The sequence below is a fragment of the Actinospica robiniae DSM 44927 genome (assembly GCF_000504285.1).
Taxonomy (GTDB): domain Bacteria; phylum Actinomycetota; class Actinomycetes; order Streptomycetales; family Catenulisporaceae; genus Actinospica; species Actinospica robiniae.
The window spans coordinates 5,946,270-5,963,638 of record NZ_KI632511.1 but is presented as its reverse complement, the minus strand read 5'-3'; the positions used below and the strand labels follow the sequence as shown (position 1 = coordinate 5,963,638).

The 17,369-nt window shown below is 68.8% G+C and carries 17 protein-coding genes; 7 read left to right on the top strand and 10 right to left on the bottom strand.

Annotated elements, in window-relative coordinates; genetic code table 11:
- Positions 1 to 49: 49 nt before the first annotated feature.
- The 4 genes from murJ (at position 50) to ACTRO_RS25375 (ending at position 5,318) form a co-directional block, all read left to right on the top strand.
- On the top strand, positions 50 to 2,113 hold the full coding sequence (gene murJ / locus ACTRO_RS25390) for a murein biosynthesis integral membrane protein MurJ (protein ID WP_051451374.1): 2,064 nt from the start codon (positions 50 to 52) through the stop codon (positions 2,111 to 2,113).
- A 61-nt stretch (positions 2,114 to 2,174) separates the two neighbouring features.
- Complete coding sequence (locus ACTRO_RS25385) at positions 2,175 to 3,863, top strand: protein kinase family protein (protein WP_034266879.1); 1,689 nt, start codon at positions 2,175 to 2,177, stop codon at positions 3,861 to 3,863.
- The gene (gene sigM, locus ACTRO_RS25380) at positions 3,853 to 4,530 is read left to right on the top strand and encodes an RNA polymerase sigma factor SigM (protein ID WP_051451373.1); all 678 of its coding nucleotides are present in this window, start codon (positions 3,853 to 3,855) and stop codon (positions 4,528 to 4,530) included. Before ACTRO_RS25385 ends, sigM begins: the two co-directional genes overlap by 11 nt.
- The gene (locus tag ACTRO_RS25375) at positions 4,527 to 5,318 is read left to right on the top strand and encodes a hypothetical protein (protein ID WP_034266877.1); all 792 of its coding nucleotides are present in this window, start codon (positions 4,527 to 4,529) and stop codon (positions 5,316 to 5,318) included. Before sigM ends, ACTRO_RS25375 begins: the two co-directional genes overlap by 4 nt.
- On the opposite strand, the gene trxA is transcribed toward ACTRO_RS25375, so the two are convergent.
- The 10 genes from trxA to rpmH all read right to left on the bottom strand — a co-directional run bounded on the left by trxA (position 5,308) and on the right by rpmH (position 12,632).
- Positions 5,308 to 5,634: a thioredoxin gene (gene trxA / locus ACTRO_RS25370; protein ID WP_034266875.1), complete on the bottom strand. Its 327-nt coding sequence runs from the start codon at positions 5,632 to 5,634 to the stop codon at positions 5,308 to 5,310. The two genes, ACTRO_RS25375 and trxA, sit on opposite strands and share 11 nt — an antisense overlap.
- Before the next feature lie 42 nt (positions 5,635 to 5,676).
- On the bottom strand, positions 5,677 to 6,648 hold the full coding sequence (gene trxB / locus ACTRO_RS25365; protein WP_034266874.1) for a thioredoxin-disulfide reductase: 972 nt from the start codon (positions 6,646 to 6,648) through the stop codon (positions 5,677 to 5,679).
- A 128-nt stretch (positions 6,649 to 6,776) separates the two neighbouring features.
- Positions 6,777 to 7,796, bottom strand: a complete 1,020-nt coding sequence (locus ACTRO_RS25360; protein ID WP_034266872.1) for a ParB/RepB/Spo0J family partition protein — start codon at positions 7,794 to 7,796, stop codon at positions 6,777 to 6,779.
- Positions 7,793 to 8,683: an AAA family ATPase gene (locus ACTRO_RS25355; RefSeq protein WP_051452496.1), complete on the bottom strand. Its 891-nt coding sequence runs from the start codon at positions 8,681 to 8,683 to the stop codon at positions 7,793 to 7,795. The genes ACTRO_RS25360 and ACTRO_RS25355 overlap by 4 nt, the downstream gene beginning before the upstream one ends.
- Positions 8,684 to 9,297: 614 nt before the next feature.
- Positions 9,298 to 9,984, bottom strand: a complete 687-nt coding sequence (gene rsmG, locus ACTRO_RS25350; RefSeq protein WP_034266870.1) for a 16S rRNA (guanine(527)-N(7))-methyltransferase RsmG — start codon at positions 9,982 to 9,984, stop codon at positions 9,298 to 9,300.
- A 140-nt stretch (positions 9,985 to 10,124) separates the two neighbouring features.
- Positions 10,125 to 10,628 (bottom strand): R3H domain-containing nucleic acid-binding protein, encoded by a 504-nt coding sequence (locus tag ACTRO_RS25345; RefSeq protein WP_051452495.1) that lies wholly within the window; start codon positions 10,626 to 10,628, stop codon positions 10,125 to 10,127.
- A 46-nt stretch (positions 10,629 to 10,674) separates the two neighbouring features.
- Positions 10,675 to 11,685, bottom strand: coding sequence for a membrane protein insertase YidC (gene yidC, locus ACTRO_RS25340; RefSeq protein WP_157436434.1), 1,011 nt, complete (start codon positions 11,683 to 11,685; stop codon positions 10,675 to 10,677).
- 61 nt (positions 11,686 to 11,746) lie between these two features.
- Positions 11,747 to 12,025: a membrane protein insertion efficiency factor YidD gene (yidD, locus tag ACTRO_RS25335; protein ID WP_051452494.1), complete on the bottom strand. Its 279-nt coding sequence runs from the start codon at positions 12,023 to 12,025 to the stop codon at positions 11,747 to 11,749.
- A gap of 5 nt (positions 12,026 to 12,030) precedes the next feature.
- The gene (gene rnpA / locus ACTRO_RS25330; protein WP_034266863.1) at positions 12,031 to 12,441 is read right to left on the bottom strand and encodes a ribonuclease P protein component; all 411 of its coding nucleotides are present in this window, start codon (positions 12,439 to 12,441) and stop codon (positions 12,031 to 12,033) included.
- A gap of 53 nt (positions 12,442 to 12,494) precedes the next feature.
- Positions 12,495 to 12,632, bottom strand: coding sequence for a 50S ribosomal protein L34 (gene rpmH, locus ACTRO_RS25325; protein WP_034266859.1), 138 nt, complete (start codon positions 12,630 to 12,632; stop codon positions 12,495 to 12,497).
- Positions 12,633 to 13,048: 416 nt separating this feature from the next.
- On the opposite strand from rpmH, the gene dnaA reads away from it, so the two are divergent.
- The 3 genes from dnaA to gnd all read left to right on the top strand — a co-directional run bounded on the left by dnaA (position 13,049) and on the right by gnd (position 17,360).
- Entirely contained in the window at positions 13,049 to 14,620 is a 1,572-nt protein-coding gene (dnaA, locus tag ACTRO_RS25320; RefSeq protein WP_034276687.1) for a chromosomal replication initiator protein DnaA, read from the top strand.
- Between the two features lie 585 nt (positions 14,621 to 15,205).
- The gene (gene dnaN / locus ACTRO_RS25315; protein WP_034276685.1) at positions 15,206 to 16,345 is read left to right on the top strand and encodes a DNA polymerase III subunit beta; all 1,140 of its coding nucleotides are present in this window, start codon (positions 15,206 to 15,208) and stop codon (positions 16,343 to 16,345) included.
- A gap of 100 nt (positions 16,346 to 16,445) precedes the next feature.
- Positions 16,446 to 17,360, top strand: a complete 915-nt coding sequence (gene gnd, locus ACTRO_RS25310; RefSeq protein WP_051451371.1) for a phosphogluconate dehydrogenase (NAD(+)-dependent, decarboxylating) — start codon at positions 16,446 to 16,448, stop codon at positions 17,358 to 17,360.
- Positions 17,361 to 17,369: the final 9 nt, after the last annotated feature.

The following is a 17,369-nucleotide window of genomic DNA, read 5'->3' as shown; positions in this document are numbered from 1 at the left end:
CGCGCGCACCGGCCGCGGTGGGCCGTGTGGCACAGGAGGAAACCGAGCGATGTCAGGGTGGCACGAGGGCGACCGGTACCGGGGACAGGAATACGTCTCCGAATACCGGTCCGACCAGCAGCCCGGCCCTCAGCAGCCGACGCAGTTCCACGCTCCGTATCAGCCTGCTCACTATCCGGAGCAGGAGCACGGCTACGAGCAGCACACCGACGAGTGGTACACCGCCACCCGGTACGCCGAGCAGGACCTGTGGTACCCGGAGATACCGCCGGACGAGGCCCCCGAAGCCCGGGCCCAGCGCCGCGCCGCGTACGCCGAGGCGGTCGACGCCACCCGGTTCAACCTGCCCGCGTTCGGTACCGCGTTCCTCGACCCGACCTCGCTCCAGCAGCTGATCCCGCCGCGCCGCGGCCAGGTCCAGGGCCCGGCCACCCGTCCGGGCGACCCGACCGCGGTCGGCACCGAGGTCGAGGCCCGGCCGCAGGAAGCGGCGAAGGTCAGCGTCTCCAAGGCCAGCCGGATCATGGCGATGGGCACCATCGTCTCCCGGGTGACCGGCATCGTGCGCACCTCGCTGATCGTCGCGGCGCTCGGCACCGGCGCGCTCTCGGACTCGTTCAACGTCGGCAACAACCTGCCGAACATGATCTACGCGATCGTGGCCGGCGGCGCGGTCAACGCGATCTTCGTGCCGCAGCTGGTGCGCGCGATGAAGGACGACCGGGACGGCGGCCAGGCCTTCATCGACCGGCTGCTGACCATGACCATCGTCTTCCTCGGCTCGCTCACGGCGCTGGCCGTGCTCGCGGCGCCGCTGCTGATCGACGTCTACGCGGGCGGCTACACCGGTGCCCAGCGCGAGGCCACGATCAACTTCGCCCGCTTCTGCCTGCCCCAGATCATCTTCTACGGCCTGTCCGTCATGCTCGGCCAGATCTTGAACGCCAAGGACAGCTTCGGGCCGATGATGTGGACCCCGGTGCTGGCCAACGTGGTGCAGATCGCCACGCTCGGCGCGTACCTGTGGATCGTCAACGGCGTGGCCAACACCCCGCAGACGATCACCGGCGGGGAACAGCTGCTCCTAGGCCTCGGCACCACCCTCGGCATCGTGCTCCAGGCCGTGACGCTCATCCCGTACCTGCGCGGCGCGGGCGTGTCCTATCGGCCCCGCTTCGACTGGCGCGGCACGGGTCTGGGCAAGTCGATGACCCTGGCCAAGTGGACGCTGGCGACCGTCGGCGTGAGCACCGTGGTGAACTGGGCCGTGACGTACATGGCCACGTCGATGGGCTCGCGCGCGCACAACGCGAACGCCGGCGTCGGCTACTCGGCGTACTCGAACGCGATCACGCTGTGGATCCTGCCGCAGTCCGTCATCACCGTCTCGATCGTCACCGCGCTGCTGCCGCGGATGAGCAGGTTCGCGCACACCGGGGACAAGAAGGCCGTGGGCGACGCGATCTCCTACAGCCTGCGCGCCTCCGGCGTGGCGATCGTCCCGTGCGGCTTCGCGTTCCTGGCCTTCGCCCAGCAGATCGTCTCGATCCTGCTCGGCCACGGCAACATGACGCCCGAGCAGTCGCACAACCTCGGCTACATGCTCATGGCCTTCAGCATCGGCCTGATCCCGTACTCGGCCCAGTTCGTCATGCTGCGCGGCTTCTACGCGTACGAGGACACGCGCACGCCGTTCTTCATCTCGCTCTGGATCGGCGTCGCCAACGCCGGGCTGGCCTGGCTCTCCTACGTGGTGCTCGGCGGTACCTCGTGGGCGGTGGCCGGAATGTGCGTGGCGTACTCGGTCTCCTACCTGGTCGGCATGGTCATCACCGCCGGGAAGCTCAAGGCCCTGGTCGGCGGGTTCGACGCCAGGCGGGTGCTGCGGGTGCACGTCAAGCTGTGCGTGGCGGCCGGAATCGCGACCGCGATCGGCGGGCCGGCCGGCATCTACGTGACCGACATGCGCGGCGCCGGCACCATCGGCGCGATGGCCGGACTCGCCAGCGGCGGCGCGCTGTTCCTGCTGATCTTCGTGCTGATCGCGCGGGCCATGCGGGTGCAGGAGCTGAATTCCTTGTTGGGTACGGTGAAAGCGCGCCTCGGCCGATAGCACTAGCATGGGGCGGGAAGCGAACGACCGAACCGCCGCAAGAAAACCGTGAGGGAGGGCCGTGGCTGCCCTGGCCGACACCCCCGACGAAAACCCCACCGACACGACCGTGTCCGCGGGACAGCTGTGGTCCCCCGGACGCCGTCTCGGCGGCCGCTACCGGCTCGAGCGCCTCGTTCGCGGCTTCGGCGGCACCCACACACCGGACCCGCAGCTCTGGGTCGGCGTCGACGAGCTGCTCAACCGCAAGGTCGGGGTGGACCTCATCGCCGCGGACCATCCGCTGCTCGAGGAGGTCGCCCGAGCCGCCCGGGACGCCGCGGCGGTGGCCGACGCCCGGTTCGTCCAGGTCCTCGACGCCGTGCGCGACGAGGACCTTCTCTACATCGTCACCGAGTGGGTCCCGGGCGCCGAGCAGCTGGGGGAGCGGCTGCAGGAGGGCCCGCTGAGCCCGGCCAAGGCCACGGCCATGATCCGCGAGGCGGCCGAGGCGATGGTGCGGGCGCACGAGGCGGAGGTGGCGCACGGCGCGCTCAACCCGGCCACCGTGCTGATCACCGCGGCCGGGCAGGTCAAGGTGCGCGGGCTGCTGGTGGAGGCGACGCTCGGCGGCGACGCGCCGGAGGTACACCCGGCGGAGGCCCGCTACGCCGCGGACGTGCTCGCCCTCGGCCGGATCTGGTACGCCGCGCTGACCGCGCTCTGGCCGGAGGCCCAAGGCGAGCTCCCGCTCCCCCCGGCCCCCCGGGACGCGGCCCTGGACCGCCCGTACAGCCCGGCCCAGGTCCGCGCCGCGGTGCCCAAGCAGGTGGACACGGCGGTGCGCCGGGCCCTGGGCATGGGCGACGAGTCGGCGCCGGCGATCACCACGGTCAAGGAACTCGCCGACGTGATCCGCTCGCTGCCGCGGCTGCACGACGAGCTGGCCGAGCCGACCTCCGTGCTGCCGCGCAGCCGTTCCCGCGAGTCCGCGCCGACCACCGTGATGTCCTCGGCCTCGGCCGGGCGCCCCACCGAGCTGCACGACTCCCCGCCGTCGTGGACCCCGACGTCCGCCGGCCGTGCCGGCGGGCCGTTCTGGCGCCGCCGCGGCGTGCTGGCCGTGGCCGGCTGCGCGGTGTTGGCGCTGGCCACGCTCGCCGCCTTCCAGTTCGCCGGCGGCGGAAACGGCGGCTCCTCGGCGATCACCAGCAGCGGCGGCACGCCGTCGGTCGGCACGGTCACCATCCCGCCCGGCACGGTGGGCTCCCAGCTGAGCATCCACACCGCCTCGGTCTGGGACGAGAACCCCTCGCAGAGCTCGATAAAGTCCGCGAAGTCGGCGTTCGACGGCAGCTCGACGACCGGCTGGAAGACCACCACCCAGCTCCAGGGCGTCAGCTTCAACGGCTCGTACACCGGCGGCAGCGGGATAGGGCTGATCTTCGACCTGGCCGCCCAGCACGAGCTGGACGAGGTGAAGTTCCAGGTGCCGTTCAGCGGCGGCACGGTGGAGGTGCTGACGGCCGGCGCTTCGGCGTCCGCCTCCCCGACCTGGTCCAAGACCGCCGGTCCGGCCGGCTACACGGTCCAGGGCACCGACTCCCAGCTGACGGCCGGCCAGGACATCGCGGTCAAGTTCTCCCCGGTGACCACGCAGTACGTGATGGTCCTGTTCACCACGCTGCCGTACGAGTCGGCCGTGACCTCGACCAGCACCCCCGAGGGCTATCGGGACGGTCTGATAGACGTCCGCGTCTATGGCGCCTGACGACAGCGCTGATCTCGACTGCCTGCGCAGGCATCTCGCGGGGGAGCGCGAGGCCTTCGGGGAATTACTCGCGCGCCACCGCGGCCGGATGTGGGCGGTGGCGCTGCGGACCACCGGGAACGCCGAGGACGCCGCCGACGCGCTGCAGGAGGCGGCGCTCTCCGCCTTCAAGGCGGCCGCGAGCTTCCGGCGCGACTCGGCGGTGGGCACCTGGCTCTACCGGATCACCGTGAACGCCAGCCTGGACCGCTTGCGCCGGGCCGCGGCGCGTCCCACGGTGCACTACCCCGATCCCGAGTCGCCGGTCTGGCGTGAGGCCACCGCGGACCCGACCGACATGGCCGAACAGCGTGCGCTGCGGCTGATACTCGAACAGGCTCTGACGCAGCTCCCCTCCGACCAGCGCGCCGCCGTGGTCCTGGTGGACGTGCAGGGGCTGCCGGTGGAGGAGGCGGCGCGAGTGCTCCAAGTGCCGTCCGGGACGGTCAAGAGCCGCTGTGCCCGCGGCCGGGCGAAGCTCGCCGGAATCCTGCGGGAGGCCGAAATCTTCCGCACGACCGGGAACGCGAGACCGGATCGTGACGTCCCAGTACAGAACGACCCGAAGGCCGCGCCGTTGACCGAGTCCTCAACCGCGCCGGAGAGCAAGGAACGGGGTGCCCGATGAGAAACCTGCAGGAGCCCCGTGACGCGGCGAGCGAGCACCTCGACGATGAAGGGGTGTCCGAGTGCGCGTTCAGCCCGGAGCAGGCCGCTCCGGGCGCGCTGGAGCACGCCTCGGGCTGTGCCGACTGCTCGGCTCGGATCGAAGAGCTCGGGCGGCTGCTCACCTCGCTCGCCGACCTGCCCGAACCCGAGATCCCCGAGTCGGTCCTCATCCGCCTCGAAGCGACCGTGGAGCGGGCCTGGCGGGAGGCCGACGCCGAAGCCGAGCAGAAGACGCGGACCGAGCAGCGTCGCCCGCGAGCCAAAGCGTGGAGACCACTGGTCGTACCGACGGCGGCACTCGCCGTCATCGTCGGCGTGGTCGTAGCGCTCTCGTCCCTGCTCCATGCCGGCGGCACTGCTTCCACTTCCAACTCGGCCGGCGCACCCGCGGGTGCTGCCGCGGGGTCGACGACGTCAAGGGCGGTGCGTCCGATGGGCCAGTCAGAGCTGACGACGATGGTGATCGCGGCCCTGGACGGCACTTCGGGCTCCGAGAGCACGGCCACCGTGTCCTCGCCGAAGTCCCCTGCGATGGCGACGTGTTTCCGCGCACCGGCCCGAGCCGGCTACACCGTCGCGGCGGTCGCGCCCGAGGCCTACTCCGGTGGCGACGCCAGCCTCGTCGTCTACCGGAACGACGAAGAGCCCGCATCCACCACCACGTTCTACGCGGTGCTGTACGCGGGCTCCTGCCCCGGCTCCACGAGCCAGGTGCTGGACGAGGGACTCGTCTCGGTCAGCCGATGAAGTCTTCGAGGTCCTTGAGCAGAACGCGCTTCGGCTTCGCCCCGACGATCGTCTTGACGACCTCGCCGTTGACGTAGACGTTGAGCATCGGAATGTTCAGCACGCCGTACTTGGTCGCGACTTCCGGATTCTCGTCGGTGTTGAGCTTGACGATCTCCAGCTTGTCACCGTGCTCCTGCGAGATCTGCTCGAGGATCGGCGCGACCATGCGGCACGGGCCGCACCACTCGGCCCAGAAGTCGACCAGGACGGGCTTGCCGCTCCTGAGGACTTCCTCGTCGAAAGTCGCATCCGTGACCTGCTTGAGCGCCGACATCGGCGGCCTCCTTCGTGAGAGAACTGCTCTGTGGGTGGAACGTCAGGACTGGCGGGTGGATTCCGCGTGCTCCTGGGCGGCCAGGAAACGCTCCGCGTCGAGCGCGGCCGAGCAGCCGGTACCGGCCGCGGTGATCGCCTGACGGTAGACGTGGTCGACGACGTCGCCGCACGCGAAGACGCCCTCGAGGTTGGTCCGGGTGCTGGGCGCGTCGACCTTCACGTAGCCCTCGTCGTCCAGGTCGATCTGGCCGGCGAACAGCGTGCTGCGCGGTTCGTGGCCGATCGCGATGAACAGGCCGTCGGCCTTGATGTCGCGCTCTTCGCCGTTGACGGTGTCGCGCAGGCGGAGGCCGGTGACCCGGTCCTCGCCCAGGATCTCGGCGACCTCGCTGTTCCAGGCGAACGAGATCTTCGGGTTGCCGAAGGCGCGCTCCTGCATGATCTTGCTGGCGCGCAGCTCGCTCCGGCGGTGCACGATGGTGACGCTCTGCCCGAAGCGGGTGAGGAAGGTCGCCTCCTCCATCGCGGTGTCGCCGCCGCCGACCACGACGATCTCCTTCTCCCGGAAGAAGAAGCCGTCACACGTGGCACACCACGAGACGCCGTGCCCGGACAGCCGCTTCTCGTCGCTCAGACCGAGTTCGCGGTAGCCGGAGCCGGTGGCGATGATGACGGTCTTGGCGAAGTGCGGATCGCCGTTGCCGTCCACCACGCGCTTGATCGGACCGTCGAGCTCCACCTCGATGACGTCGTCGGTGACGAGTTCGGCACCGAAGCGCTCGGCCTGCTTGCGCAGCCCGTCCATCAGATCGGGACCCATGATGCCGTCCGGGAAGCCGGGGAAGTTCTCGACTTCGGTGGTGTTCATCAGTGCGCCGCCGGCGGTCACCGAGCCCTCGAACAGGAGAGGCTGGAGCCCGGCCCGAGCGGTGTAGATCCCGGCGGTGTACCCCGCGGGTCCGGAACCGATGATGATGACGTTCCGGACTTCGCTTCCCTCTGGTACCTGCACGGCCTGCTGCCCTCTCTCCGATTTCAACTTCTCGTGGATGCAAACGGCGCCTCGGGGGCGCCTATTCCGCAGCCCGCGCCGCCGCGAAGCGGTTCGCGGCGGCGCGGGCTGCGGAGGTGGTGGTGCGGCTATGAGCTGGCGCGCACCCGTTCGCCGGGAGCGATCATCTCAAGGATGCGGTCGAGGTCCTCGATCGAGCCGAACTCGACGATGACCTTCCCGATCCGTCCGCCGACGTTCACGGTGACGCGGGTGTCGTAGCGATCCGAGAGCCGGTCGGCCAACTCGGTCACCTCCGGCGCGATCCGGCTGCCGGCCCGCGCCTTGCGCTGCTTGCGCGGCCGCTCGGCTCCGAAGGTCTGCACGATCTCCTCGACCGTGCGCACCGAGAGCCCCTCGGCGATGATGCGCTGCGCGATCTCGTCCTGGGCCGTGTGCGTCTCCAGACTGCACAGCGCCTTGGCGTGCCCGGCCGAGACCGTCCCGGCCGAGATCTTCACCTGCACCGAGGGGGAGAGCCGCAGCAGGCGCAGCGTATTGCTGATGTACGCGCGGGAGCGGCCGACCTTGCTGGCGAGCTCGTCGTGCGTGCAGCGGAAGTCCTTGAGCAACTGGTCGAAGGCCGCGGCTTCTTCCAGCGGATTCAGCTGGGCGCGCTGCATGTTCTCCAGCAACGCGTCGAGCAGCATCCGCTCGTCTTCGGTCTGCCGCACGATCGCCGGGATCTCGGCGAGCCCGATCGACTGGGAAGCGCGGAAACGCCGCTCCCCCATGATGAGTTCGTACTTGTCCTCGCCGGTCTTGCGCACCACGATCGGCTGCAGCAGACCGACCTCGCGGATGGACTGACCGAGCTCGGCGAGTTCGTCCTCATCGAAGTACTCACGCGGCTGACGCGCGTTCGGAACGATGGCGGAGAGCGGAAGTTCGGCGAAGTAGGCACCAGCGACGAGTCTCGGTTCCACGTGGAACATCTCGCTCGGCGCTTCCGCCTCCTCGGCCTCCGGCCGGTAGACCTCGCCCAGCGGAAGCCGGCGTGAGGGGACGGGAGCCGGCGCGGAGCTCGCGTCGGGCGCCTCGTCGCCCTCGGGACCGGTGGGGATCAGCGAGCCCAGGCCACGGCCGAGCCCTCGCCGACGGTCGTTCATCGTGCTACCTCACGGAAGGTGGAGCCATCGGCCGACGCCGATGTGGGCGAGTTCGAGGAATCGGTCGACCGTTGCCCGGGAACCTGGCCGAAGCGCTCGGCGATTTCCCGTGCGGCTTCCCGGTAGGCGAGCGCACCGGTGGAAGCCGGGTCGTACGTCATCACAGTCTGGCTGTAGCTGGGCGCCTCCGAGATCCGCACCGAACGCGGAATCGCGGTGCTGAGCACCTCGGCCGGGAAGTGCATCCGCACCTCGTCGGCCACCTGGGAGGCGAGGCGGGTACGGGCGTCATACATCGTGAGCAGGATCGTGGAGATGCGCAGGTCCTTGTTCAGATGCGCCCGCACAAGCTCTATGTTGCGGATCAGCTGGGTCAGACCTTCCAGCGCGTAGTACTCGCACTGGATCGGGATCAGCACTTCCTTGCCGGCCACCAGGGCATTGACCGTCAGCAGCCCCAGCGAGGGCGGGCAGTCGATGATGATGTAGTCCATGGTGTCGTGGTAGACCTGCAAAGACCGCTGCAGGCGGCTTTCGCGAGCCACCATGGACACCAGCTCGATCTCCGCACCAGCAAGGTCGATCGTGGCGGGAGCGCAGTAGAGCCCGGGGATGTCCTCCACCGGCTGCACGATCTCTTCCATGCTGTAGCGCTCGATCAGCACGTCATAGATCGAAGGCACATCGGCGTGGTGCTCGATGCCCAGGGCAGTGGACGCGTTGCCCTGCGGGTCGAGGTCGACCACCAGAACCTTGGCACCCAACTGCGCCAGCGACGCGGCGATGTTGACGGTCGTCGTGGTCTTACCCACGCCGCCCTTCTGGTTGGCCACCACCATGACGCGGGTGTGGGCCGGACGCGGTAGCGGCTGGACGTTGCGCGACATGGCGGCGATGGCCGCTTCCGCTTCTCGTGCGATGGGCGTATCGCCGGCGCTGTCGGCTGCAGGCGCCCGACGACCCCCGTGCAGCGTGTCGGTGTCCACCTCGGTCGGCGCCTGCTGGAGGTATGCACCCGACCCGATCGGCTGGTCGTACGGCATCGGCCAACTCTCTTCCTCCGTCGCCGGCGCGACGGCTCGTTCAGCTTCCCGCGGTTGACTGCCCGGAGCGTCCGAATGCCATGTCCAGCTGAAGCCGTCCGGTGGCACGCTTTCCGCTTCCAGAGATTCTTGCAGGCGCCACCCGCGAGGCAGTGGAACGCCGCTGCTTAATTGGTCACCGTTTCCGGGACCCCTAGTGGGATGGCCTTCGGATCGCGCGACCATCGTGTCCCCTCGTCGCATCCGTCGTCGATGCCTAGGTGCCCTTGCTTGCGCTCCCATGTTTCACGTGGAACATGCCGTTCCACGTGGAACCGGCGCTATCGAGATCTCATGTTCCACGTGGAACCGGCATCCTGTCGAGGTGTCATGTTCCACGTGGAACGGCAAAAGCGGGTCGTCCGCCGGCGGTTCCACGTGGAACACGCGCCTAGGAGCAAGAAGTACTGTATCCGTTCTTACTTTGCTGCGCGGCGAGATCGGGGCTTGCGGTATCCCTGTGCCCCCAAATCAATCCGCACCACCCGGGTCGCCGCGTCTCCGAGCTCTGCTCCGACCTCCACGACGCTCCATTTCACCGCGCCCAGGCTCTGCAGCTTCGGAGCCACGGCTTCGAGCTCGCTCGCCGCCGTCTCGCCCTTGAGCGCGAGCATGTGCCCCTTCGGTGCGAGCAGGGGGAGGCACCAGCCGACCAACTTCTCCAGCGACGCCACCGCGCGGGCGGTCACCACGTCTGCCGCCACCCGGCCGGCCCACTCCTCGGCCCGGCCGCGACGCACCTCCACGTTGCGCAGCTCAAGCCGCTCCACGCATTCGCTCAGGAAGACGGTCCGCCGCAGCAGCGGCTCGAGCAGGGTGATCCGGAGGTCCGGGCGGGCGATCGCCAGCACCAGACCCGGCAGTCCGCCGCCGGAGCCGACGTCCACCACGTCGAGGCCCGGGGCGATGAGTTCGGCCACCGCTCCGCAGTTGAGCAGGTGGCGCTCCCAGAGCCGATCCACCTCGCGCGGACCGATCAGCCCGCGCTCCACGCCCGGCCCGGCCAACAGCTCGGCGTAGCGCGCCATCGCGGGCAGGTGCTCGCCGAAGAGGCGCTCGGCCTCAGCCGGCGGCGGGGAGAGGGTGCAGCTGTGCTCGTCGGTCATTCACACACCTCGATTGTTTCACGTGGAACATGGTCCAGATTAACGATCCGCGCTCAGAGGCACCAAGAAGGGCCACCCTGCGGCGCGTCCTCGCCGTGGGTGGCCCTGTCATGGATTGCAGAGTGGTCGGATCCGATGCGTCAGACCGGGTAGACGATCACACAGCGATTGGGCTCCTCGCCCTCGGACTCGCTGCGCAGACCCGCGGCGGCGACGACGTCGTGCACGACCTTGCGCTCGAACGGCGACATCGGGCTCAGCCGGACACCCTGCTGGGTCTCCTTCGCCTGGGTCACCGCCTCGGCGCCGAGGCTCATCAGTTCGGCCTTGCGGGCGGCCCGGTGGCCGCCGATGTCCAGCATCAGCCGGGTGCGCTCGCCGGTCTCCCGGGTCACCGCGAGCCGGGTCAGCTCCTGCAGCGCCTCGAGCACCTCGCCCTTCGCACCCACCAGGTGGTCGAGCCCCTCGCCGACGATGGACACCGCGGCGCGGTCGCCCTCGACGTCCATGTCGATGTCGCCGTCGAGATCGGCGATATCCAGGAGGCCCTCCAGGTAGTCGGCGGCGATGTCGCCTTCCTCCTCGAGCCGGGCCAGGCGGCCTTCCGGCTCAGCCTCCGCTCCGTCTGCCGGCTGCGTCGACACGGCGCTCTCCGACTGCGTCGTCACCGTTCCGCTCCTCACTCTCGCGCTACCGCTTGGTCCGCTGGCTCTTCGTGGTACGGCTGGGCTGGTTGCGCTGCGGCTTGGCCCGGCCGGTCGAGGTGACCGCGATCGGGGTGTCGTCCTTCGACGGGGCCTTGTCCTCCACCGGAGCCGGCTGGCCCTTCTTGGACGCCTTCGCGGCCTTGCGCTCCAGGTGCTGCTGGTGTGCCACCGAGCCCGGCGTCGGACTGTTGCGCAGCACGTAGAACTGCTGGCCCATGGTCCAGAAGTTGGAGGTGAGCAGGTACATGAGCACACCGACCGGGGCGACGAAGCAGAAGAACGCCATGATGATCGGCATGAAGTACATCATGGTCTTCTGCTGCTTGACCATGGGGTTGTCCGGCGAGCTGTTCTTGACGATCATCTGCCGCTGCGTGATGAACTGCGTCGCCACGTAGATCACGGTCATCACGATGATGACGGTCTTGACGTCCGCCACGCTCGAGCCGTTGGCCCTGAGCACAGCCTCCGAGGTCCCGAAGTGGGCCGAGATCGGCGCTCCGAAGACGTGCGCCTGGTTCGCGCTCAGCACGAGCGCGGTGGTCATGAAGGCGAAGGTCTTCTCGTTCGAGACCTGGTAGAGCAGCCGGTAGAGCGAGGTGAAGAACGGCGACTGCACCAGCAGCGGGAGGCAGCTGGCGAAGGGGTTGGTGCCGTGCTCCTTGTACAGGGCCATCAGCTCTTTCTGCTGCTTGGCCTGGACCTCGCGCTTACGGACCGGATCGAACTTGACCCGCTCCGCCTCCTTCTTGTACTTCTCCTGCAGCGCCTTGACCTGGGGCTGGATGACCTGCATCGCCCGCATGGACTTGATCTGCTTGACGAACAGCGGGATCAGCGCGGCACGGATGACCAGGGTGAGGAAGACGATCGAGAGTCCCCAGGCCCAGCCGCTGTTCGAGATGAAGAACAAGCTGAAGAACTTGTGGAACTGCACAATCACCCAGCTGATGACCCACATGATCGGGGTCAACACTGAATAGATACCACTCACGATCAGGCTCCTCGCCTAAGGCCTGCCAAGTCCACTGCTTCCAGGTCCATTGTCTTCTTGCTCACTCGTTGGCCGTGCTGCTGACGCCTACCTTGGCACCCTCCGCGGCCGGTGTCTTCCACCGTCCGCGGGGCGGCACCTCGTCCACTCCGCCCGGGCTCCACGGGTTGCACCGCAGAACACGCCACGCAGTCAGTATTGTCCCCTTGAACGCCCCGTGGACCGACATCGCCTCGTACCCGTAGTGCGAGCAGCTCGGGTAGTACCGGCAGACCTCGCCGAGCATCGGTGAGATCGTCTTCTGGTAGATCCGGATGAGCCCCATGAAGAGGTACTTCATGCTCGTCACTCCGCCGTCGGGATCTTCGGCGGGGACGCCCCGCCGCCTGTCAGACGCTTGAGCGCGCCGTCGAGTTCCCGGCCGAGCAACACTGAGTCGGCCTCGGCCGCCGGCGGCAGCGCCCTGACCACCAGGATAGATCCAGTCGGCAGCGATCCGAGCCGCTCGGCGCACAGATGGCGCAGTCGACGACGGACCCGGTTACGCACCACGGCGTTGCCGACGGCCTTGCTGACGACGAAGCCCGCGCGGGCCGGGGGACCCGTGCGGGCTTCGTCGATCGCCTTATCGGGCCCCTCGGGGCCCATCGTCGCGGCCAGGTACGCCACCAGGTGGGTACGACCGGACCTACGTCCGAAGCGGATCGCCCGGGCGAACTCGTCACCGCGACGTACGCGGCTCTCGCTGGGCAGCACGCGCTACTCCGAGGTTCGGTCGGCCTGGGCCACCCGCCGGGCGGGCGGGGTGCTTACGCGGACAGGTCCTTGCGGCCCTTGTTCCGACGCGAGGCGAGGATGGCCCGGCCGGCCCGGGTGCGCATGCGCAGCCGGAAGCCGTGGGTCTTGGCGCGGCGCCGGTTGTTCGGCTGGAAGGTGCGCTTGCTCACTGGAGGCTCCAGACAGGTACTGACGTGACTCGGTCTACGGTGCGAGCGCCGCTGGGCGGCAACCCCGGGCAGCATTCACCGCTGGAGCATCGACTCGACCTGCTTACGGTACGCGGGCACCGGCCACCGGGTCAAACTCAGCCGCTGTCCACATCTATCCCCCAACTGTGGACAACAAGTTGAACAGCGGGCTCCGGGTGGCTACCGTCATGGGGTCGCCTGGTGGCTCGCACACTGATCCACAGCGGGATCCACAACTTGTCCACAGGACTTGTGGAAAACTAGGGCATGCGCCCCCGTAGTACCGATCACAATGAGTGGTAGCCGTGCCTGAAGACTTCCCCAGCCAGCCTTCCCCGGGCGGACTCCCGCCGTTGGGTGACTTCGCCACGGTCTGGAAGTACTTCACGGCCCGGATGGAGGCCGAAGACCATCCCGGCCCGCGTGACCGCGCCTTCCTCGCGCTCACCGTGCCGATGGCCCTGGTCGGCGACACCGCTGTGCTCGGCGTGCCGGACAACTACACCAAGGACAAGCTCGAGGGTAACCTGCGCGACTTCGTCGCGGGCAGCCTGGAGCAGCTGCTCGGCCATCCGGTGCGCCTCGCCGTGACGGTCACCGACCAGCCGCAGCCCGCCGCGCAGCCATTCGCCCCGGTACGGGAGCAGGCTCCGGTGCCGCGCCTGCCGTTCGCGCCGCCGTTCGCGCCGCCGGCCGTGGAGCCCGAGCCGCGCGTGCCCGGCCTCAGCGCCAGCCCGATCAGCCTGCCGCCGCAGGGCGTCCGGGCCGTCTCGCCGAACCTGCAGCCGTCCCCCGCCCCGCTGCCGTTCTCCCCGCGCGCGGCCGGCGGGCACACCGAGGACTCGGCCATGTCCGCGCCCGGCACGGCGGAGCCGCGCCCGACCGCGTTCGGCAAGCACTCCGGCGCCTCGGACGGACCGCCCAAGGAGGGCGAGGCCGGCCGGCTCAATCCGAAGTACCTGTTCGAGACCTTCGTCATCGGCTCGAGCAACCGGTTCGCGCACGCCGCCGCGGTGGCCGTCGCCGAGGCCCCGGCAAAGGCGTACAACCCGCTGTTCATCTACGGCGAGTCCGGACTCGGCAAGACCCACCTGCTGCACGCGATCGGGCACTACACCCGCTCGCTCTACCCGGGCACCCGGGTGCGGTACGTGAGTACCGAGGAGTTCACCAACGACTTCATCAACGCGATCCGCGACGGCAAGCAGGACCTGCTGCGGCGCCGGTACCGCGACATCGACATCCTGATGATCGACGACATCCAGTTCCTGGAGAACAAGGAAGGCACCCAGGAGGAGTTCTTCCACACCTTCAACGCGCTGCACAACTCGAACAAGCAGATCGTGATCTCCAGCGACCGGCCGCCCAAGCAGCTGACCACGCTGGAGGACCGGCTGCGCTCCCGGTTCGAGTGGGGCCTGATCACCGACGTGCAGCCGCCGGAGCTCGAGACCCGCATCGCGATCCTGCGCAAGAAGGCCGCGCAGGAGGGCCTCAACGCCCCGCCGGAGGTGCTGGAGTTCATCGCCAGCAAGATCTCCACGAACATCCGCGAGCTCGAGGGCGCGCTGATCCGGGTCACCGCCTTCGCCTCGCTCAACCGCTCCCCGGTGGACTTCCCGCTGGCCGAGACGGTGCTCAAGGACCTGTTCCCGGAGACCGGCGGCACCGAGATCACCGCGGCCACCATCATGGCGCAGACCGCCGCGTACTTCGGCCTGTCCATGGAAGACATCTGCGGCACCTCGCGCAGCCGGGTGCTGGTGACCGCGCGTCAGATCGCCATGTACCTGTGCCGGGAGCTGACGGACCTGTCCCTGCCCAAGATCGGGCAGCTGTTCGGCGGCCGCGACCACACCACGGTCATGCACGCGGACCGCAAGATCCGTTCCCTGATGGCCGAGCGCCGCTCGACCTACAACCAGGTCAACGAACTGACCAACCGCATCAAGTCGATGCGCGGCTGAGTCCGCCGAGTTTTCCACTTCTTTCCGGGTTTTCCACCGGGATTATCCACAGCCCTGCGCGGGTACACAGGCCGAAGAGCCTGGTCGCGCCCATCGCCTGTGCACAGATGTGGAAATCGACCGGGAATAGTGCACAGCCTGTGGATGCCTGGGGATAAACTCTGTGCAGAACGGGCGCACTCAGCGGACGAGTCACCGTTTCGGGTGAGAATCTTTTCCCCAGGCCTGCAGATCCTTTTGGGGAAAACATGTGCACAAACTTAGCGAGCCTGTGGACGCGGTGGGGAAAACTTTGCGTCATCCACAGCCGACCGCTGATAATCCCCAGGTTTCGCACAGCCCCCTGTGTACAGAAATTTCCGGGCTGAGCTGCGAAAAGACCGCTTTTCCACAGTATCCACAGCCCCTACTACTACTACTACAGAAATAACTCCACGGATCCAAAAAGCCCGTGGTCGGCGCGCATTTCTGTGGATAACCTTGATGGATCTTCAGAAGTCCAATCTCCATCTGTCCGACCGAAGCGCTATCCTTCTGCGAAGCATCGAGAGCATGCGGTCGACGAACAGTGGAGGCGGATCAGCGGTGAAGTTCCGGGTGGAACGAGACGTCCTGGCCGAGGCGGTCGCCTGGACCGCCAAGTCCCTCCCGGCACGGCCGCAGGCGCCGGTGCTGGCCGGGCTGATGCTCAGCGCGGCCGGCGAGGAGCTGGTCATCAGCGGGTTCGACTACGAGGTCTCCTCCCGCTCCCAGCTGCCGGCCCAGGTCGAGCAGGACGGCACGGTCCTGGTCTCCGGCAAGCTGCTGGCCGACATCGCCCGCGCGCTGCCCAACCGCCCGGTGGAGTTCAGCACCGACGGCCCGAAGGTCCAGCTGGTCTGCGGCAGCTCCCGGTTCACCCTGCAGACCATGCCGGTGGACGAGTACCCGGCCCTGCCGCAGATGCCCAAGGCCGCCGGCAGCATCGCCGCCAACACCTTCGCCGCCGCCGTGGCCCAGGTCGCCGTCGCCGCCGGCAAGGACGACACCCTGCCGTTCCTGACCGGCGTCCGGGTCGAGATCAGCGGGGACACCCTGCGCCTGGTCGCCACCGACCGGTACCGGCTGGCCGTGCGCGAGATCATGTGGAAGCCGGAGACCCCGGACCTGGACGCGGTGGCCCTGGTGCCCGCCCGCACGCTGCACGAGATCGCCCGCTCGCTCACCGGCGGCGAGTGGGTCACCCTCGCCCTGTCCGGCACCGACAAGGACGAGGCGGGCCAAGGCCTGATCGGCATCGAGGCGGCGGGCAAGCGCACCACCACGCGGCTGCTCGAGGGCGAGTTCATCAAGTACAACTCGATCTTCCCGAGCGAGTTCGCCGGCGACGCCGTGATCGAGACCGCGGCGCTGATCGAGGCGGTCAAGCGGGTGGCGCTGGTGGCCGAGCGCAACACCCCGGTCCGGCTGGCCTTCTCCACCGGCCAGGTCACCCTCGAGGCGGGCACCGGGGACGAGGCCCGCGCCAGCGAGACCATGGACGCGGTGTTCGAGGGCGAGGAGATCTCGCTCGCCTTCAACCCGGGCTACCTGCTCGAGGGCCTGAGCGCGCTCGACGCCCCGTTCACGCAGCTGTCCTACACCACCTCGACCAAGCCCGCGGTGCTCACCGGCCGCCCGGCAGTGGATGCCGAGCAGGATCCGGCCTACCGGTACCTGGTCATGCCGATCCGGCTGACCGGCTGACCGGCTGAGCGGGGCACGCGGGCGCGCCGCGAGCGCGATACCGTGGCGCGAGAGACACAGTGCGGACGTCTGACGTAGACGACAAGGAAGGTGGGCTCAAATGGAGCTCGGACTGATCGGCCTGGGCAAGATGGGCGGAAACATGCGCGAGCGCATCCGCCAGGCCGGCCACACCGTGGTGGGCTATGACCGCAACCCCGAGCTGGCCGACGTCGGCTCGCTCAAGGAGCTGGTCGAGTCGCTCAGCGCGCCGCGCGCGGTGTGGGTCATGGTTCCGGCCGGCGCGCCGACCCAGTCGACGGTGGACGAGCTGGGTGATCTCCTCTCGCCCGGCGACCTGGTGATCGACGGCGGCAACTCGCGCTGGACCGACGACAAGAAGCACGCCGAGCAGCTGGCCTTCAAGGGCATCGGCTTCATCGACGCGGGCGTGAGCGGCGGCGTGTGGGGCCTGCAGAACGGCTACGCGCTGATGGTCGGCGGCAAGGCCGAGGACGTCGCCAAGGCCCAGCCGATCTTCGACGCGCTCAAGCCCGAGGGCGACTACGGCTTCGTGCACGCCGGCTCGGCCGGTGCCGGCCACTTCGCCAAGATGGTCCACAACGGCATCGAGTACGCCATGATGCAGGCCTACGCCGAGGGCTGGGAGCTGCTTGAGGCCGTGCCCGAGGTGACCGACGTGCACGAGGTCTTCCGCAGCTGGAAGGAGGGCACGGTCATCCGTTCCTGGCTGCTCGACCTCGCGGTCAACGCCCTCGACGACGACGAGCACCTCGAGGCCCTGCGCGGCTACGCCGACGACTCCGGCGAGGGCCGGTGGACCGTGGAGGCCGCGATCGACCACGCGGTGCCGCTGCCCGCGATCACCGCCTCGCTCTTCGCCCGCTTCTCCTCCCGCCAGGAGGACTCGCCGGCCATGAAGATGATCGCCGCGCTGCGCAACCAGTTCGGCGGCCACGCGGTCACCGACGCCACCGGCCACACGGCCAAGGAACACAAGTCCCCCGGCGCCTGACGGCGCCGC

What these genes read in the sequence shown, in the direction of transcription:
- yidD (WP_051452494.1), bottom strand. Translation starts at nt 12,025, where the DNA reads ATGAAGTACCTCTTCATGGGGCTCATCCGGATCTACCAGAAGACGATC.
- murJ (WP_051451374.1), top strand. Translation starts at nt 50, where the DNA reads ATGTCAGGGTGGCACGAGGGCGACCGGTACCGGGGACAGGAATACGTC.
- ACTRO_RS25375 (WP_034266877.1), top strand. Translation starts at nt 4,527, where the DNA reads ATGAGAAACCTGCAGGAGCCCCGTGACGCGGCGAGCGAGCACCTCGAC.
- sigM (WP_051451373.1), top strand. Translation starts at nt 3,853, where the DNA reads ATGGCGCCTGACGACAGCGCTGATCTCGACTGCCTGCGCAGGCATCTC.
- ACTRO_RS25355 (WP_051452496.1), bottom strand. Translation starts at nt 8,683, where the DNA reads ATGTCGCGCAACGTCCAGCCGCTACCGCGTCCGGCCCACACCCGCGTC.
- dnaA (WP_034276687.1), top strand. Translation starts at nt 13,049, where the DNA reads ATGGAGGCCGAAGACCATCCCGGCCCGCGTGACCGCGCCTTCCTCGCG.
- trxA (WP_034266875.1), bottom strand. Translation starts at nt 5,634, where the DNA reads ATGTCGGCGCTCAAGCAGGTCACGGATGCGACTTTCGACGAGGAAGTC.
- rsmG (WP_034266870.1), bottom strand. Translation starts at nt 9,984, where the DNA reads ATGACCGACGAGCACAGCTGCACCCTCTCCCCGCCGCCGGCTGAGGCC.
- gnd (WP_051451371.1), top strand. Translation starts at nt 16,446, where the DNA reads ATGGAGCTCGGACTGATCGGCCTGGGCAAGATGGGCGGAAACATGCGC.
- ACTRO_RS25360 (WP_034266872.1), bottom strand. Translation starts at nt 7,796, where the DNA reads ATGAACGACCGTCGGCGAGGGCTCGGCCGTGGCCTGGGCTCGCTGATC.